This window comes from Streptomyces sp. CMB-StM0423, assembly GCF_002847285.1.
Lineage (GTDB): Bacteria > Actinomycetota > Actinomycetes > Streptomycetales > Streptomycetaceae > Streptomyces.
The window spans coordinates 4,021,423-4,035,468 of sequence record NZ_CP025407.1 but is presented as its reverse complement, the minus strand read 5'-3'; the positions used below and the strand labels follow the sequence as shown (position 1 = coordinate 4,035,468).

Below are 14,046 nucleotides of genomic sequence, written 5' to 3'. Positions count from 1 at the left end.
CGGGCCCGCCTCCCCGGCGGGCCCGCCCGTCCCCCCCCCCATGTCACTCGCTGGGCATCGGGAAGACGAAGCGGAACTCGCCGTGCCCCGGGCCCTCGAACCCGGGGTTCTCCCACGTCAGCGTCGTGTCACAGGTCGCGTCGTCCAGGCGCACCGCGGTCAGCAGCACCGCGGCCGGCGGCTCCGGCCGCAGCGGCACGTCGCCGAGCCCGCGCCGCTCTCCTTCGCCGAACGTCCCCGACGCCAGCGGCGCGTCGGCCCGGGAGATGCCGGCGGACGCCTCGTCGGCCGGGTCGCCGGCGCTGACGCGCCACTGGACGCGCGCCGCCTCGCAGCCGTGGCCGACGCTCACGGTGCCGGCGAGCTTTTCGGCGTCGGAGCCGCCGCCGGCCGCCAGGACGGTGCTCACACTCTCTCCGGGTGCCAGGTCCCAGACCTGGTACAGGCCCGTCCCCCGCACGTCCAGGGTCGGACGGTCGCCGTGCTTGTACGCCAGCGGATAGTCCGTCAGCGACTCCCACACGAGGAACGCGAACAGGCCCGTCACCACGAGGATGGCCACACCGGCGGCGACGTTCCACCCGCCGTCCGTGTAGGCGACGTACGCGAAGACGAAGGCGAAGAGGACCGCCGCGGGGATCCAGCCCTGTACGTACACGATTTCCGACGCCGATGTCGTGGCCGTCCCGGTGGCGCGCATCATGGTCATCAACTGCCCGTCGCCCTGCGGGTCCCCCGCTCCACCTCAGGGAGGCGGGGAGCTTTCTCCGCAGTATCCCGGGTACGGGCGGGGAATCATCCCGCAAGTTCCTGGTACAGATCGGCCAGCGCCGTGCGGTCGTCCGCCGTGCCCGTGTGCGGCGCGGTGAACCAGCGGACGTACTCGTCGAGTTCGGACAGCCGCCAGTCCAGCGCGAACAGCTCCAGCATCGCCGGGTCCGGGTCGAGTGCGTCCCGCAGGGCGGGCGGTACGTCGGCGTAGTCGCGCTCGCGCGGGGCCAGGGCCAGCGACTCCCAGTCGACGAAGCGCAGGCCCGCGGGGGTGAGGAGCTGGTTGGCGTGGTGCGGCTCGCCGTGGGTGGGGACCCACGGGGCGCGGCCGGCGCGGGCGGCCCCGGCGAGGTGCAGATAGCGGTCCGTCCAGCGGGCGATGGCGTCGCCGTGGGCGGCGAGGGCTGCGCGGGCCTCCTCGGCGAGCGGTCCCGACGTCCAGGGCTCCGCGGTACGGGCCCGGAGGCCGGCCGCGAACCCGGGGCCGACCCGCGGCGCCCAGACGGGCAGCGCCGGCGGCAGGACGGCGGTGGCGTGCAGGGTACGCAGGGCGCGTACGACCTCCGCCGCGTGCGCCGGTTCTGCCGCCTCCGCCTCCGTCGGCGTACGGCCCTCGACCCACGGCGTGACGCTCAACGCCCCGTCCCCGTACGGCACCGTGAACGCCCCGGCTACCGTCCCGGACTTCGCCCGCAGCGGTGCGCACACCGACTCCAGCCCGCCCGCCGCCAGCGCCGCCGCCCCCGCGTACGCCGCCTCCAGCGACGCCGCCGAGTGCCGCGGCGCGAGCGCGTCCAGCGTCGCGAAGAGCACCGTCCCGCCGCCGGCCACCCGCCAGTGGTACGCCCCGAAGCCCCACGGCAGGTGCGCCACTTCGTCCGCCTCCGGCAGCCAGTGCCCGGCCACCGCCTGCAGAATATCCTGGTCGGTCACGGAAGTCGGCGGCGTCAGCATGGAATCGATCGTACGAGCGCCGCGCGCCGGCCTCCGAGTCCCGACTCCCGGGCCGCCGCCCGGCCGCCCCCTGTCACGGCCGGATGGTCAGCCCCTGCGCGGTGCCCGTCACCGCCTCCGCGTACGCCCGCGCCACCTCCGCGGCGGGCGTGCCGCCCGCCGGGTCCATGCCCAGGCTCTCCAGCGTCTCCGTGATCCACCCCGGGCTGATGAGGTTGATCCGCAGGTTCCGCGGCAGCTCGGCGGCCGCGTTGCGTACGAAGCCCTCCAGACCGGCGTTGACCAGGGCCCCCAGCGACCCGCCGGCCAGCGGCGCGGCGAACGTGCCGCCGGTCAGCGTGACGGAGCCGCCGTCCGGGAGCCGGTGCATCGCCCGCCGGGCGAGGGCGACCTGGCCGAGGAGCTTGCCCCGTACCCCCGCGGCGAACTCGTCGTCGGTCACGGAACCCAGGTCCACCAGCGGGCCACTGGCCGCACAGCACACCAGCGCGTCGAGGTCCGGCACGGCGTCGAAGAGCCCGTCGAGCGTGGCGGGATCCTCCAGGTCCACCCGCACGGGACCGCTGCGCGACGCCTTCACGACGTCGTGGGAAGCCTCCCCCAGCACGCTGACGACAGCACTGCCGACCGTTCCGGTCGCACCGATCACGAGTACCTTCATGCGCCGATCATGTCAGTGGCCGTACGGACAGCCCGTGGTGGAAGACGTTGCGCGGGTCCCAGCGCTCCTTGGCGCGCTGCAGCCGTGCGTAGCCGTCCTTGCCGAAGTACAGCGTGTGCCAGGGTGTGCCGGAGGTGTTGTGGGCCGGGTCCGCCAGGTCGTTGTCCGGGTAGTTGATGAACGTCCCGCTGTCGTCCCGGCCCGCCGGTACGCCGCCCGACTGCGCGTACAGCCTGCCGTACAGCTTGCGCAGCCACCTCAGTTGCCGCTCGTCCTCGCCCTCGCCCGTCCAGCCGGTGAGGAAGCCGGCGAGGAAGACGGAGTCGCGGTGCGGCATCGCGGTCGCGCCGGGGGAGACGGCGTTGACCTGGCCGCCGTAGGTGTTGATGAAGACGCTGCCGAAGGGGTTGTCGTACGCGGGGTCGGTGAGGCCGCGGTAGAGGGTGGTGAGCTGGGCGGCGGAGAAACCGCGGCGGCGGTAGCCCGACTTGATCTTCATGCGGCTGGCGAAGGGGACGGCGTCGGCGCCGCTGTGCGCCAGCGTCGCGGAGAGCCACGGCAGCGTCGCGGCCTCCCGCTCGGGCCGCGGTACGCCCCGGCTGCCGGTCAGCGCGCCCTGGAGGTCGTCCAGCAGCCGGCGCGCGGCGGTGTCGCCCGCGGCGACCTGGCCGGCGATGCCGAGGGTCCCGCCCGGCGAGGTGGTCATGGCGAACTCGCCGTAGAGCGCGGCGGCGGGGGAGCCGGGGGCGGAGTTGCGCTCGCCCCAGCGGGCGTAGTTGCGCATGAGGGTGCCGAAGGAGTCCTCGTCCAGGTCGGCCCAGCGCCAGGTGAGGGAGTACGTGAGGACGGTGGCGGGCGGGCGCGGCAGCAGGTCCCCGGGCTCGGCGTTCCGGGGGGCGCCCGGGGAGCGGAACCAGTAGCGGGTGACGACGCCGAAGCTGCCGCCCCCGCCGCCGGTGTGCGCCCACCACAGGTCGCGGTGCGGGTCCGACGGCTCCCGGGTGGCGACGACGCTGCGCGCCCGGCCCGACCGGTCGGCGACGACGACCTCGACGGCGTACAGGTGGTCCACCGTCAGTCCGTACAGCCGGCACAGCGCGCCGTACCCGCCGCCCGCGACGTGCCCCCCGGCGCCCACGCCGGTGCAGGTACCGCCGGGCACGGTGACGCCCCAGCCGAGGAAGAGCCGCCGGTACGCCTCGGCGAGGGTGGCGCCGGCCTCGACGGCGAAGGCGCGGCGCCCGGGGTCGTAGCCGACGTCGCGCATGCCGCTCATGTCGATGATCACGTCGGTGTCTGGGCGGTCGACGAAGTCCTCGAAGCAGTGCCCCCCGCTGCGCACGGCGACGCGGCCCCCGGTCCGTAAGGCGTCGGCCACGGCGCGGACGACGTCGGCGGTGGTGCCGACGAGGCGGATCCGGGAGGGGTGGGAGGCGTGGCGGTGGTTGTATCCGCGGAGCCGGAGGGAGGCGTAGCGGGGGTCGTCGGGGCGTACGGTCACGGGGCCGAAAGCGGTTCCGGCTCCTGTCTCGGCGGCGGCGGGTTGCGGCGCGGCGTGCGCCTGCGGTGCGGCGTACGCGGCCGGTGCGGCCACGGCGGCGGCGGCGCCTGCGCGCAGCAGGCCGCGGCGGGTGGATGCGGACATGCGGGTGCTCTCCTTGCCTTGCGCCGGGTCGGGGGGCTTTCCGACGCTAAGGACCCGCCGCCCGGGGGGACATGGGCCTAGCACCCGGCTCCGCGGTGCAGCCAGCACCCCTTTCCGGCCGACCTCGCCGCGCCGCCTCACACTCCGCGGGGCTGTCCCGTCATTAGGGGTGAGCAAGGGAGAACCGACCATGAGCGACACCATCGACTTCACGCTGATGTACGCGATGCACCACGCGCTCCGCCGCGACCTGGAGCACATCGCGAAGGCGACCGTACGCACCGACGACGAGCCGCGGCGCATCCTCGCCGCCGCGGCCGGCTGGGAACTTTTCAAGAAGGTCCTGCACATCCACCACACCGCCGAGGACGAGGCCCTGTGGCCACCGCTCCGCGAAGCCCTGGAGAACCGTCCCGACGACCTTGCCGTCGTCGACGCCATGGAAGACGAACACGCCCAGATCGACCCCCTCCTCGACGCGGTCGACGCCGCCCTGGCCGACCGCGAGACGGGCCCGGAGCGGCTGGCGGGGCTGGCGGACGAACTGGCCGTGAAGCTCAACGCGCACCTCACGCACGAGGAGGACGTCACGCTGCCGCTGATCGAACGGACGCTGACCCCGGCGCAGTTGCTGCACTTCGGCGGCGTGCACGCGGCCAAGGGCGGGGCCGACGGGCCGGTGCTGACGGCGTGGATGCTGGAGGGCGCGGACGACGAGACCCTGGCGGCGACGCTGGCGATCCTGCCGGAGCCGGTGCGCGCGGCGTACCGCGACGAGTGGCGGCCGGCGTACGTGGCGCGGGACTGGTGGGGCACGCGCGGCTGACGGCGCTTCCGGTGGCGGGCGTACGGGCCGGAATTGCGTATTCCGGCCCGCACGCCCGGCTTTCCGGCATTTCGCCTCCGCGGTCACATCGGCCCGCTCGCGACTGTCATCAGGACGAAGGTGTCGCCGAGAGGACTCGACCGGATGGACGAACACGACTGGCTGGCCGAACGTTTCGAGACCGACCGCCCCGGCCTGCGCCCGCTGGCGTACCGGCTGCTCGGCCCCGCCGAGGAGGCGGGCCGGGAGGAGTGGACGAGGCTGGGAGGCCGCGCGCCGGGTGCCGCCGGTGCCGAGGGCGTGGCGGCGGACGGCCTTGAGGGCTGCCTGCGCACGACCGTCGCGCAGGTCACGCTGCATGTGCTCCGGTCGGGGCCGGTCGTGGAGACGCCTGCAGTGAGCGGAGCGCCGGCGGACCTCCCCCGGTCCGTACGCGTGACGCTGCTGGTCGTGTGCGAGACGCTGCTGCCGCCCGAGCGGCTGGCGTACGTGCTCCAGGACATGTTCGCGGCGCCGTTCGAGGAGATCGCGGCGCTGGCGGCGCTGGCGAACCGCGAGCTGGCGGGCAGCGCCCGCCGTCCCGGCGCGGCGGCGGCCGGATACGGCGGGAGCGGCTACGACAGGGGCGGCCCGTTCGGCTCCGGCATGGACGCCGGGGCGACGACCGGCGCGGACATCGCGGGCGCGTTCCTCGCGGCGTCCCGCGGGGGCGACTTCCGGGCCATGCTGACGGCCCTGGACCCCAACCACCCCGACCGCCGCCCCCGGTCGGACACCCCGCCCGCCTCCCACGGCTCGCACGGCTCGCACGGCTCGCACACCTCGCACGGCTCGCACGGCTCGCACGGCTCGCACGGCTCCGCCGGCGACGCCGCCCCGCACCCCGCCCCGGCGGAACACCGCGGCGGCGACGCCGTCATCGGCACCACGGAGGTCCGCGGCACGGAGTCGGTCACCCGCGTCTGCACGGTACGCACCTGGACCCCGATCCCCGCGCTCATCGACGGCGCCGCGGGTCTGGTGTGGGTCCAGAACGGCCGCCCCCAGGTGGCCTTCCGCTTCACGGTCGAGGACGGCGAGGTCACGGACACCGAACTGGAAACGGACCTCTCGGCGCTGAGCATCGTCTACTGAGGCCCGGTCGGGGCCCGCGGGCTACCAGGGAAGCGGCCCGTCCGCGCTGAAGAACCCGCCGGTCGGGCCGTCGTGGCCGAGGGTCGCCAGGCGCACCGCCACGGCGGCGCCCTGGGCCGGGGTGAGGAAGCCGTTGTGCCCGTTGCTGTCCGTGTCGACGTCCCCGGGCGCGGACGGCGGCGTAGATGTCGAGCAGGTCACTGCGGACGGTTGGCAGGCTGGCGGCGGCGCGAAGCTCGATCGAGGGTGCGGTCATGCCTGGTTCCTCCAGGTGTCGGACGCGAGCGGTAGCGTGGGGAGGGGAATCCGCACCGCGGAGGTGTCCATGTTGTACGGCGAGACCATCGGTGACCGGGTCGGGCGGCTGCGGGTGCGGCGGGAGTTGACGCAGGAGGGGCTCGCGGAGCGCGCGGGCGTCTCGGTCGACACCGTACGGAAGCTGGAGCAGAACCGGCGCCACTCCGCCCGGCTGTCCACGCTCAACAGGCTGGCGCGCGCGCTCGACGTCGAGACCTCCGCGCTCGTCGGCCAGCCCACCACCTTCGAAGCGCACGCAGAAGGCGACGCCCCCTCGGTCCTCGCTCTGCGGCAGGCCGTGGCCCCCGTGTCGGACCTGTTCGGCGAGGAGCCGGACCCCGAGGACCCGCCGACGCTGAGCGCGCTGCGGGCCGCGCTGCGCGCCACGGAACGCATCCGGCGGGACGGCCACATCGGCGAGATCGGCGCGCTGCTCCCGCAGTTGATCCGCGACGCCCGCGCCGCGGTGGACGTGCAGCAGGGCACCGCCCGGTCGGCGGCCTGCGCGGTGCTCGCCGAGGCGTACCAGGTCGCGGCGACCACGCTCGCCGCGCTGGGCAAGGAGGACGCCGCGTTCACCGCGATGGAGCGGGCGACGGACGCGGCCCGCCGCTCGGACGACCCGTACCTGGAGGCCATCGGCGCCTCGACGCTGGCGTGGATCCTCACCCGGCAGGGCCGGCTGGAGGACGCGGAACACGTCGCGCTGGCCCAGGCCGACGCGATCGACCCGGGTTTCCGGTCGCGGCCCGTCGAGTTGTCGCTGTGGGGGATCCTGCTGCTCCGCGCGGCCACGGCCTGCGCGCGGCAGGGCGAGGCCCGCTACGACCGGGTGGAGGACCTGCTGCGCCTTGCCTCGGCCGCCGCCGCGCGCATCGGCGAGGACCGGCTCGACTACGCCACCCCCTTCGGACCGGCCAACGCGGGCGTGGCGAAGGTCAACTTCCTGGTGGAGATGGACAAGAGCCATGAGGCCGTCACCGCCGCCCGCACGATCCCGGGCGTACGCACCCTGCCCCCCACCTGGCGCGCCCGCTTCCACGTCGACCGCGCACTCGCCTACGCGAACCTCGCCCAGGACGCCCGCGCGACCGACGCCCTGCTGGCCGCCGAACGGGACGCCCCGGAGTGGATGCGCTACCACGGCACGACCCGCCAGTTGGTCACCGACCTCCGCACCCGCGAACCCCGCCGCACGGCCCCCATCACCGAACTGGCCGCCCGGCTGCGCGTGGACGGGTAGGACACCGCGTCCCACCCGGGCCGGAGAATGGCACAGAGCGTCCCTGTCCGGTCACGTAGCGCGCCCCTAGGTTCTGCCCATGCACGAAACACACGTGACGAGGGTGACCGAGCCGACCGCCTGTGATCTGCCTGCCTACAGCGTGACTCTGCCGCGCACCGAGGCTTCCGTGGCGAGGGCGCGCAGGCTTGTCTCCGCCTCGCTGCGGGCGTGGGCGCTGGAGGCCGGGGCCGAGGACGCGTGTCTCGTCGTGAGCGAGTTGGTGACCAACGCCGTGCGGCACGCGCGGCTGGAGGTCGTGCACGTCAAGGTGTCCCGGGTCGGGCCGCGGCGTGTGCGGGTGGCCGTGGTCGACCGGTCCAGGGCCATGCCCAGGGTCGTCGAGGCGGGCCGGGACGACGAGTCGGGGCGGGGGCTGGCCGCGGTGGCCGGGTTCTCTGCCGCGTGGGGGGCCGAGCCGATGCCGTGGGGTAAGCGGGTGTGGGCGGACGTCGATGTCTTCGGAGGCGGCTCGTGAAAGAAGTCGGTGGGTCGATCTCCCTGCCGCCGCCCGCGGATCTGTCGGACCCCGTACTGAGGACTGTGATGGACGAGACCTGGACCACGATCGAGCGGTTGTGTGCGTGGCTGGATGAGGAGAGTCCCGTGCAGGGGAGGACCGGGCGGTTGCTGCGGATTCTGAAGGTCGGGGAGGAGTACGGGGAGGTGGCCGCGGCCGTGCACGGGCTGCTGGGGTCCAATCCGCGGAAGGGCAGGACCCACACCATCGACGACATCTGCGAGGAACTGTGCGATGTGATCGTGACGAGCATGGTCGCCCTCGCCTCGATCTCCGACGACGCCGGTGACGTCTTCTCCGCGCGGCTGCGGGAGATCGCCCGCCGTTCCCTCGAATGAGAAGAGTGGCACGGCACCCCGGGGGAAGGTGCCGCGCCACTCGGTCCGTGGGCCCGGTCAGGGGGACCGGGGTGGGGAGTGGGTGGCGTGGGGCCCCGGCGGTGGGCTCACGCCACCCACGCTCTCGTGGGCGAGATCGCCGGCGCCGGCCGAGCGCGCGCGGGAACGTCCCGGTTGCTCCATGACGTCCCCCTCGGTCGCGTGCGAACCGCTGCCTTCCTCTATGACAGCCGCGGGGCCCGTGATGTGACACGCCGGGCCGGTCTTGCTTGGGGCGTGTGCTGAGGCTTACCTTCACGCTGTCGCCGCCGCGACGCGCCGCGCACACCCCCGCTCCGCGTGTCGCTGGACCCCACCGGCCGGAGGCGCTCATGACCGTGACCGTTCTGCGCCCCGCGGAAGCGCCTGTGCTGGTCGGCCGGGCACGGGAGTTGGGCGCGCTCGTGGATGCCGTCACCCGGTCCCCGTCCGTGGCGATGGTCGAGGGCGAGGCCGGGATCGGGAAGACGCGGCTGATCCGGGAGGCGTTACGGGATCCCGCCGTGCGGGGGCGGCGGGTGCTGCTCGGGGGGTGCCGGCCGCTGCGGGAGCCGTTTCCGTACGGGCCGGTGTTCGATCTGCTGCGGCATCTCGCCGGCGGCCTGCCACCCGCGCTGAACCCCGTCTGCGGTGCCCTGCGCGCGTATCTGCCCGAGCTGGCCGACCGGCTGCCGCCCGCGCCCGAGTTGCTCAGCGACTTACGGGCCCGGCGGCACCGGCTCTTCCGTGCCGTACGGGCCCTGCTGGACGCCGCCGGCGAGACCGTCATGGTGGTCGAGGATCTGCACTGGACCGACGACGGCACCCGCGACCTGCTTCGCTTCCTCGTCGACGATCCCCCCGACGGGCTGTCCGCCGTGCTCAGTTACCGTCGCGAGGACCTCCCCGGCAGCGGGCTGCCGCTGGGCCGCGCGTACCGGCAGCCGCCCGGCACCACCGCCGTCGTCATCCCCCTGCGTCCCCTCGACGTCCACGGCGTACGCGGCATGTTCACCGCCCTCACCGGCTCGGCGGAGTCGTCCGACGCCTTCACCGCCGAGCTGCACCGCCGTACCGCCGGCATCCCTTTCGTCGTCGAGGAAGTCGTACGCGCCCTGCCCACCGCCGAACACGACGCCCAACACGGCACCGAACAAGCCGCCTTCGCCCGCATGCCCGTCCCCACCCGCCTCCAGGAAGCCGTCGCCGACCGCGTGAGCGTGCTCTCCCCCGCCGCCGCCGACGCCGTACGGGCCGCCTCCGTCCTCCGCGTGCCCGCCGGCGAGGCGCTGATCGCCGCCGTCGTCCGCGGCACCCCCGGGCAGCCCGCCGCGCCCGCCGACTCCGCGGCCGTACGCGAGGCGCTGCGCGCCGGCGTGCTGCACGAGTGGGGCGAGGACCGCTACGGCTTCCGCCACGCCCTCGCCCAGCAGGCCGTCTACGCCGGTCTCCTCGGCCCCGACCGGCACCGCCTCCACCGGCAGGCGATGCGCGCCCTGGCCGCCGAGGACCCGCAGCCCCTCATCCAGCTCGCGTACCACGCGCGCCACGGCGGCGAGCCGGCCCAGTGGCAGCGCTACGCCGAGGCCGCCGCCTGCTCCGCGCGCGAGATGGGCGATCTGGCCCTCGCCGTGGGGGTGCTGGAGGAGCTGCTGTCGGACGGGCGGCTGGGCCGGCCCGAGTGCGCCCGTATCGCCGTCGACCTCAGCCGCGACGCCGTCGTCGGGCTCACCCACCACCGGGCCACCGCGCTGCTCCACGACATCGTCCGCGACGGCCACATCCCCGAAGCGGTACGCGGCGAGATCCGGCTCAACCTCGGCCTGCTCCTCTACAACCAGGCGGGACGCTACGAGGAGGGCCGCGTCAACACCGAGGTCGCCGTGGCGGAGCTGCACGCCCGGCCCGCGCTCGCCGCCCGCGGCATGGCGGCGCTCGCCATGCCGAGTTGGGGCGACCACCCGCGGCAGGTCTACGAGGCGTGGATCGCGCGGGCGGAGGCGCTGGTGGCGCACGAGTCCGACCCCGCGGTCCGTACCGCCGTCCGCGGCAACCACCTGGCCCTGCGCATGAGCCTCGGCGACCCCGCCGTCCGGGCCGAGGCCGACGGTCTCATCGCCGGCTCGGGACCCGGCACCCACCGCCGCCAAGTCGCCCGCGCCTGCGGCAACTTCGCCGACGCCGCCACCTGCCTCGGCCACTACCGGGCGGCGCAGCGCTACCGCGCTGAGGGGCGGCGGCTGGCGGCGGAGTGCGGGGCGGCCTTCCTCGAAGGCATCGTGGAGGGCACGGCGCTGCGCCTGGAGTGGTACGCGGGCCGCTGGCGGGGCCTCGCGGAGCGCTGCCGGCACACCCTCGACGCGGTGCAGGGCGTCTCCAGCATCGCCGCCGACGCGCACCTGGTGCTGGGGCTGCTGGCGTCGGCGCTGGGGGAGTGGGACGAGGCGGCGGCGGAGCTGGCGGCGGCCGGACTCGCCGACCCGCGCAACGCGCCCGCGCCGGTACTCGCCACCGCCGCCGGCGCCATGACCCGGCTGCTGGCCGCCCGCGGCGAGCCGGAGCGGGCGCGGGCGGAGGCGGAGCGGGGTCTCGCGCGGATCCGGCGCAAGGACATCTGGCCGTGGGCGGGCGACCTGGCGCCGCCGGCCGTCACCGCGCTCGTACGGGCCGGGGAGTTACGGGCCGCGGAGGAGGTCACGGCGGAGCTGGCGGCGGGCATCGCGGGCCGGGACGCGCCGCTGGCGGCGGCGGCGCTGCCGGCGTGCCGGGGGATCGTGGCGGCGGGGCACGGGCGGGCGGAGGAGGCGGCGGTGCTCTTCACGGCGGCGCAACGGGCGTACGGGGCCCTGCCGCAGCCGTACTCGGCGGCCCGCGCGGGCGAGGCGGCGGCCCGCTGCCGCCTCCCGGCGGCCGCCGGTCCCGAACCGGCGCGCGAACTCGCCGCGCTCGCCCAGCAGTTCACCGACCTCGGCGCCATCCGCGACGCCGCCCGCTGCCGCCGCGTGCTGCGCGGCCACAACGTACCGCTCCCCTCCCGCCGCGGCCGCCGCGGCTACGGTGACCAGCTCTCGCCGCGCGAGCGTGAAGTCGCCCGGCTCGTGGCGCTGGGCCGCACCAACCGGGAGATCGCCGACGTGCTGTATCTCTCCCCGCGCACCGTCGAGCAGCACGTGGCGAAGCTGCTGCGGAAGCTGCACGTCGGCTCGCGGTCGGAGGTGGCGGAGGCCGCGGGGCGGGCCGACGCCGCGGGACGCCCGGACGCCGCGCCGCGGCCGGGCGCGGGCAATTAATACGTACCGCCTACGTACCGTTTCCCGGATTGTTCTGCGGCCGCGGACATGCGATCTGTGTGAACGGGCGGCGCGCCGCCCCGAATCCCCCACCAGCAGAGGAGAGCGCCATGCGGAGCAAGGTACTCCTGAGATCGGTACTCGTGGCCGTGGCCGCCCTGGCCGCCGCGGTCGTCGGCCCCGGCGCGCAGGCGGCGCCCGCGCCCGAGGCCCGTAGCGCCGCGGCCGTCGAGGCGGCCGCGCACGACCACGCCGCCCACGCCGGCGACAGCAAGCTCGGCGAGGGCCACGGCATCACGGCGAAGGAGTTCGAGGCGCTGGCGGCCGAGGGCCGGAGCGGCGACCTCGGCGCCAACGCCTGGCCGGTGCCCACCGACCGCAGCTACTACCTCACCTCGTCCTGCAACGCCTACGCGGGCGCCATCGCGCAGGGCGCCGCGGCCTGGGCCAACCTGGACCGCACGTCCGGCAGCGGCACCCCGGTCGAGTGCCGCAACAGCTACATCACCGACTGCGGTGGCGGCGGCAACATCGTCGGCTGCAACTGGGGCGCGGGCCAGCGCATCGCGCTGTTCATGGGCGGCGTGAACGACGACGCGCTGCTCGCGGCGCACGAGTTCGGCCACGACTGGTACGGCCACTCCACGTACCAGTGCGCCGGCTGGTCCAGCCCGGCGCACGTGATGGCGCCGTCGATATGCAACTTCGGCGGCAACGGCGCCAAGAGCGGCCCGGTCCGCATCGACTGACCCGCCGCGCACGACCCGCGGGGGTGTCCGGACGGCGGACGCCCCCGCGGCGTCGTGCCCGGGGGTCCTCCGCCCGCACGGCCGTACCCACCTTTTTGTGGGTACTTGGCACGCCGCCGCGGGGGCGCGACGCTGGAGGCAGACGCGAAACGGAGGTGATCAGGGAGCCACCGCGGCTCCGGTGAGGTTGTCAAGACGGCGGTGGCCCCAGTCGGACAGCGGGCCCAGCGCCACGGAGAGGTCGCGGCCGAAGCCGGTGAGGGAGTAGACCGTCTTCAGCGGCAGTCCCTCGTGCACCTCGCGGTGCACCAGACCGTCGCCCTCCATCTCGCGCAGCGCCTGCGTCAGCACCTTCTCGGTGAGACCGGGCAGCCGGCGGACCAGTTCGCCGGGGCGGTGGGGGCGGGTCTCCAGCAGCCAGAGCAGGGTCGTCTTCCACTTGCCGTCGATCACGGCGATCGCGGCGGTCACACCGCAGACGTTCGTGTCCTGAGCGAGCTTGCGCGTCATGGCACCCCCATGGTCACCACGTGTCTCTTTTTCCTGTCTTCACTTATGGAGGTTAGTCATGTCCGCAAAGTCTGCCGTCACGGTCCTCGGGCTGGGCCCGATGGGACGGGCCCTGGCCGGCGCGTTCGTCGCCGCCGGGGTGCGTACGACGGTCTGGAACCGGACGCCGGGCCGGGACACCGAGCTGGTCGAGCGGGGCGCGCTGCGCGCGGCGTCGGCCGCGGAGGCGGTGGCCGCGAGCGACCTGACCGTGGTGTGCGTCGTGGACTACGACGCCTCCGACGCGGTGCTGCGGCGCGAGGACGTCGCCGCCGCGCTGAAGGGGCGTACGGTCGCGAACCTCAGCGCCGACACCCCCACGCGGGCCCGCGACGCCGCGGCCTGGGCCGCGGACCAGGGGATCCGCTACCTCGACGGCTCGATCATGACGCCGACGTTCACCATCGGCACACCGGACGGGGTGTTCATCTACAGCGGCCCGAAGGACCTCTACGACGAGCACCGGCCGGTGCTCGCCGCGCTGGGCGGCGCCCACACCCACCTCGGCGAGGACGTCGGCCGGGCCGCCGCGTACGACGTGGCGCTGCTGGACATCTTCTGGACCACGATGGCGGGCTGCGCGCACGCGCTGGCCGTCGCGCGGGCGGAGGGGGTCAGCCCGGCCGAGCTGGCGCCGTTCGCGAAGGGCATCGGCGCGATCCTGCCGGAGGCCATCGAGGAGATGGCCGCGGGGGTGGCGGCGGAGGAGTACTCCGGGGAGACCAACCCGATCACGTCGTCCGCGTCGTCGATGAAGCACATCATCGCGACCTCGGAGAGCCACGGCATCGACGCCGGGGTGATGCGGGCGGCGGCAGGGCAGGCGCAGCGGGTCATCGGGCTGGGGTACGGGACGGACGGGTTCATCCGCATCACGGAGCTGGTCGCGGGCCGGCTGAAGCCGGTGGCGGACTGAAGCCGGTGGCGGGCTGACGGTCCGGCCAACGGGGGACGTCCGGGCCGGGTCTCCCCGGCCAACTTCCGGCCTTCCCGGCGCGGGGGGCGTTAGACG

At 74.9% G+C, this 14,046-nt stretch carries 14 protein-coding genes; 8 read left to right on the top strand and 6 right to left on the bottom strand.

Annotation, left to right across the window (positions count from 1 at the left end; translation table 11 throughout):
• Positions 1-43 precede the first annotated feature (43 nt).
• The 4 genes from CXR04_RS17540 to CXR04_RS17525 all read right to left on the bottom strand — a co-directional run bounded on the left by CXR04_RS17540 (position 44) and on the right by CXR04_RS17525 (position 4,031).
• Positions 44-709: a hypothetical protein gene (locus CXR04_RS17540; RefSeq protein WP_101423339.1), complete on the bottom strand. Its 666-nt coding sequence runs from the start codon at positions 707-709 to the stop codon at positions 44-46.
• Positions 710-795: 86 nt separating this feature from the next.
• The gene (locus CXR04_RS17535; protein ID WP_101423338.1) at positions 796-1,725 is read right to left on the bottom strand and encodes a phosphotransferase family protein; all 930 of its coding nucleotides are present in this window, start codon (positions 1,723-1,725) and stop codon (positions 796-798) included.
• Positions 1,726-1,798: 73 nt separating this feature from the next.
• Positions 1,799-2,386: a short chain dehydrogenase gene (locus tag CXR04_RS17530; RefSeq protein ID WP_101423337.1), complete on the bottom strand. Its 588-nt coding sequence runs from the start codon at positions 2,384-2,386 to the stop codon at positions 1,799-1,801.
• Between the two features lie 7 nt (positions 2,387-2,393).
• The gene (locus CXR04_RS17525) at positions 2,394-4,031 is read right to left on the bottom strand and encodes an FAD-binding oxidoreductase (RefSeq protein WP_101423336.1); all 1,638 of its coding nucleotides are present in this window, start codon (positions 4,029-4,031) and stop codon (positions 2,394-2,396) included.
• Positions 4,032-4,221: 190 nt separating this feature from the next.
• On the opposite strand from CXR04_RS17525, the gene CXR04_RS17520 reads away from it, so the two are divergent.
• Both CXR04_RS17520 and CXR04_RS17515 read left to right on the top strand, forming a co-directional pair.
• Positions 4,222-4,857, top strand: coding sequence for a hemerythrin domain-containing protein (locus CXR04_RS17520; protein WP_101423335.1), 636 nt, complete (start codon positions 4,222-4,224; stop codon positions 4,855-4,857).
• A 144-nt stretch (positions 4,858-5,001) separates the two neighbouring features.
• The gene (locus CXR04_RS17515) at positions 5,002-5,991 is read left to right on the top strand and encodes a hypothetical protein (protein ID WP_101423334.1); all 990 of its coding nucleotides are present in this window, start codon (positions 5,002-5,004) and stop codon (positions 5,989-5,991) included.
• Between the two features lie 21 nt (positions 5,992-6,012).
• Here the strand turns inward: CXR04_RS17515 and CXR04_RS17510 are convergent, their stop codons facing one another.
• Positions 6,013-6,192 carry a hypothetical protein gene (locus CXR04_RS17510; protein ID WP_442802387.1) on the bottom strand — a complete coding sequence of 60 codons (180 nt, stop codon included), beginning with the start codon at positions 6,190-6,192 and terminating at the stop codon, positions 6,013-6,015.
• A 124-nt stretch (positions 6,193-6,316) separates the two neighbouring features.
• Between CXR04_RS17510 and CXR04_RS17505 the strand changes: the two genes are divergently transcribed.
• The 5 genes from CXR04_RS17505 (at position 6,317) to CXR04_RS17485 (ending at position 12,485) form a co-directional block, all read left to right on the top strand.
• Entirely contained in the window at positions 6,317-7,531 is a 1,215-nt protein-coding gene (locus CXR04_RS17505) for a helix-turn-helix domain-containing protein (RefSeq protein ID WP_101423333.1), read from the top strand.
• 79 nt (positions 7,532-7,610) lie between these two features.
• A complete protein-coding gene (locus CXR04_RS17500; RefSeq protein ID WP_101423332.1) occupies positions 7,611-8,048 on the top strand; it encodes an ATP-binding protein in 438 nt (145 codons plus the stop codon).
• A gap of 68 nt (positions 8,049-8,116) precedes the next feature.
• Positions 8,117-8,428, top strand: a complete 312-nt coding sequence (locus CXR04_RS17495; RefSeq protein WP_101423331.1) for a MazG-like family protein — start codon at positions 8,117-8,119, stop codon at positions 8,426-8,428.
• Between the two features lie 371 nt (positions 8,429-8,799).
• Positions 8,800-11,736 (top strand): helix-turn-helix transcriptional regulator, encoded by a 2,937-nt coding sequence (locus CXR04_RS17490; protein ID WP_101423330.1) that lies wholly within the window; start codon positions 8,800-8,802, stop codon positions 11,734-11,736.
• Between the two features lie 110 nt (positions 11,737-11,846).
• Entirely contained in the window at positions 11,847-12,485 is a 639-nt protein-coding gene (locus CXR04_RS17485; RefSeq protein ID WP_101423329.1) for a hypothetical protein, read from the top strand.
• A gap of 159 nt (positions 12,486-12,644) precedes the next feature.
• Here CXR04_RS17485 and CXR04_RS17480 read toward each other — a convergent pair whose 3' ends face one another.
• A complete protein-coding gene (locus CXR04_RS17480; RefSeq protein ID WP_101423328.1) occupies positions 12,645-12,995 on the bottom strand; it encodes a winged helix-turn-helix transcriptional regulator in 351 nt (116 codons plus the stop codon).
• 58 nt (positions 12,996-13,053) lie between these two features.
• Here CXR04_RS17480 and CXR04_RS17475 point away from each other — a divergent pair, with 58 nt between their 5' ends.
• Positions 13,054-13,950, top strand: coding sequence for an NAD(P)-dependent oxidoreductase (locus tag CXR04_RS17475; RefSeq protein ID WP_101423327.1), 897 nt, complete (start codon positions 13,054-13,056; stop codon positions 13,948-13,950).
• The last annotated feature ends 96 nt before the right edge of the window (positions 13,951-14,046 follow it).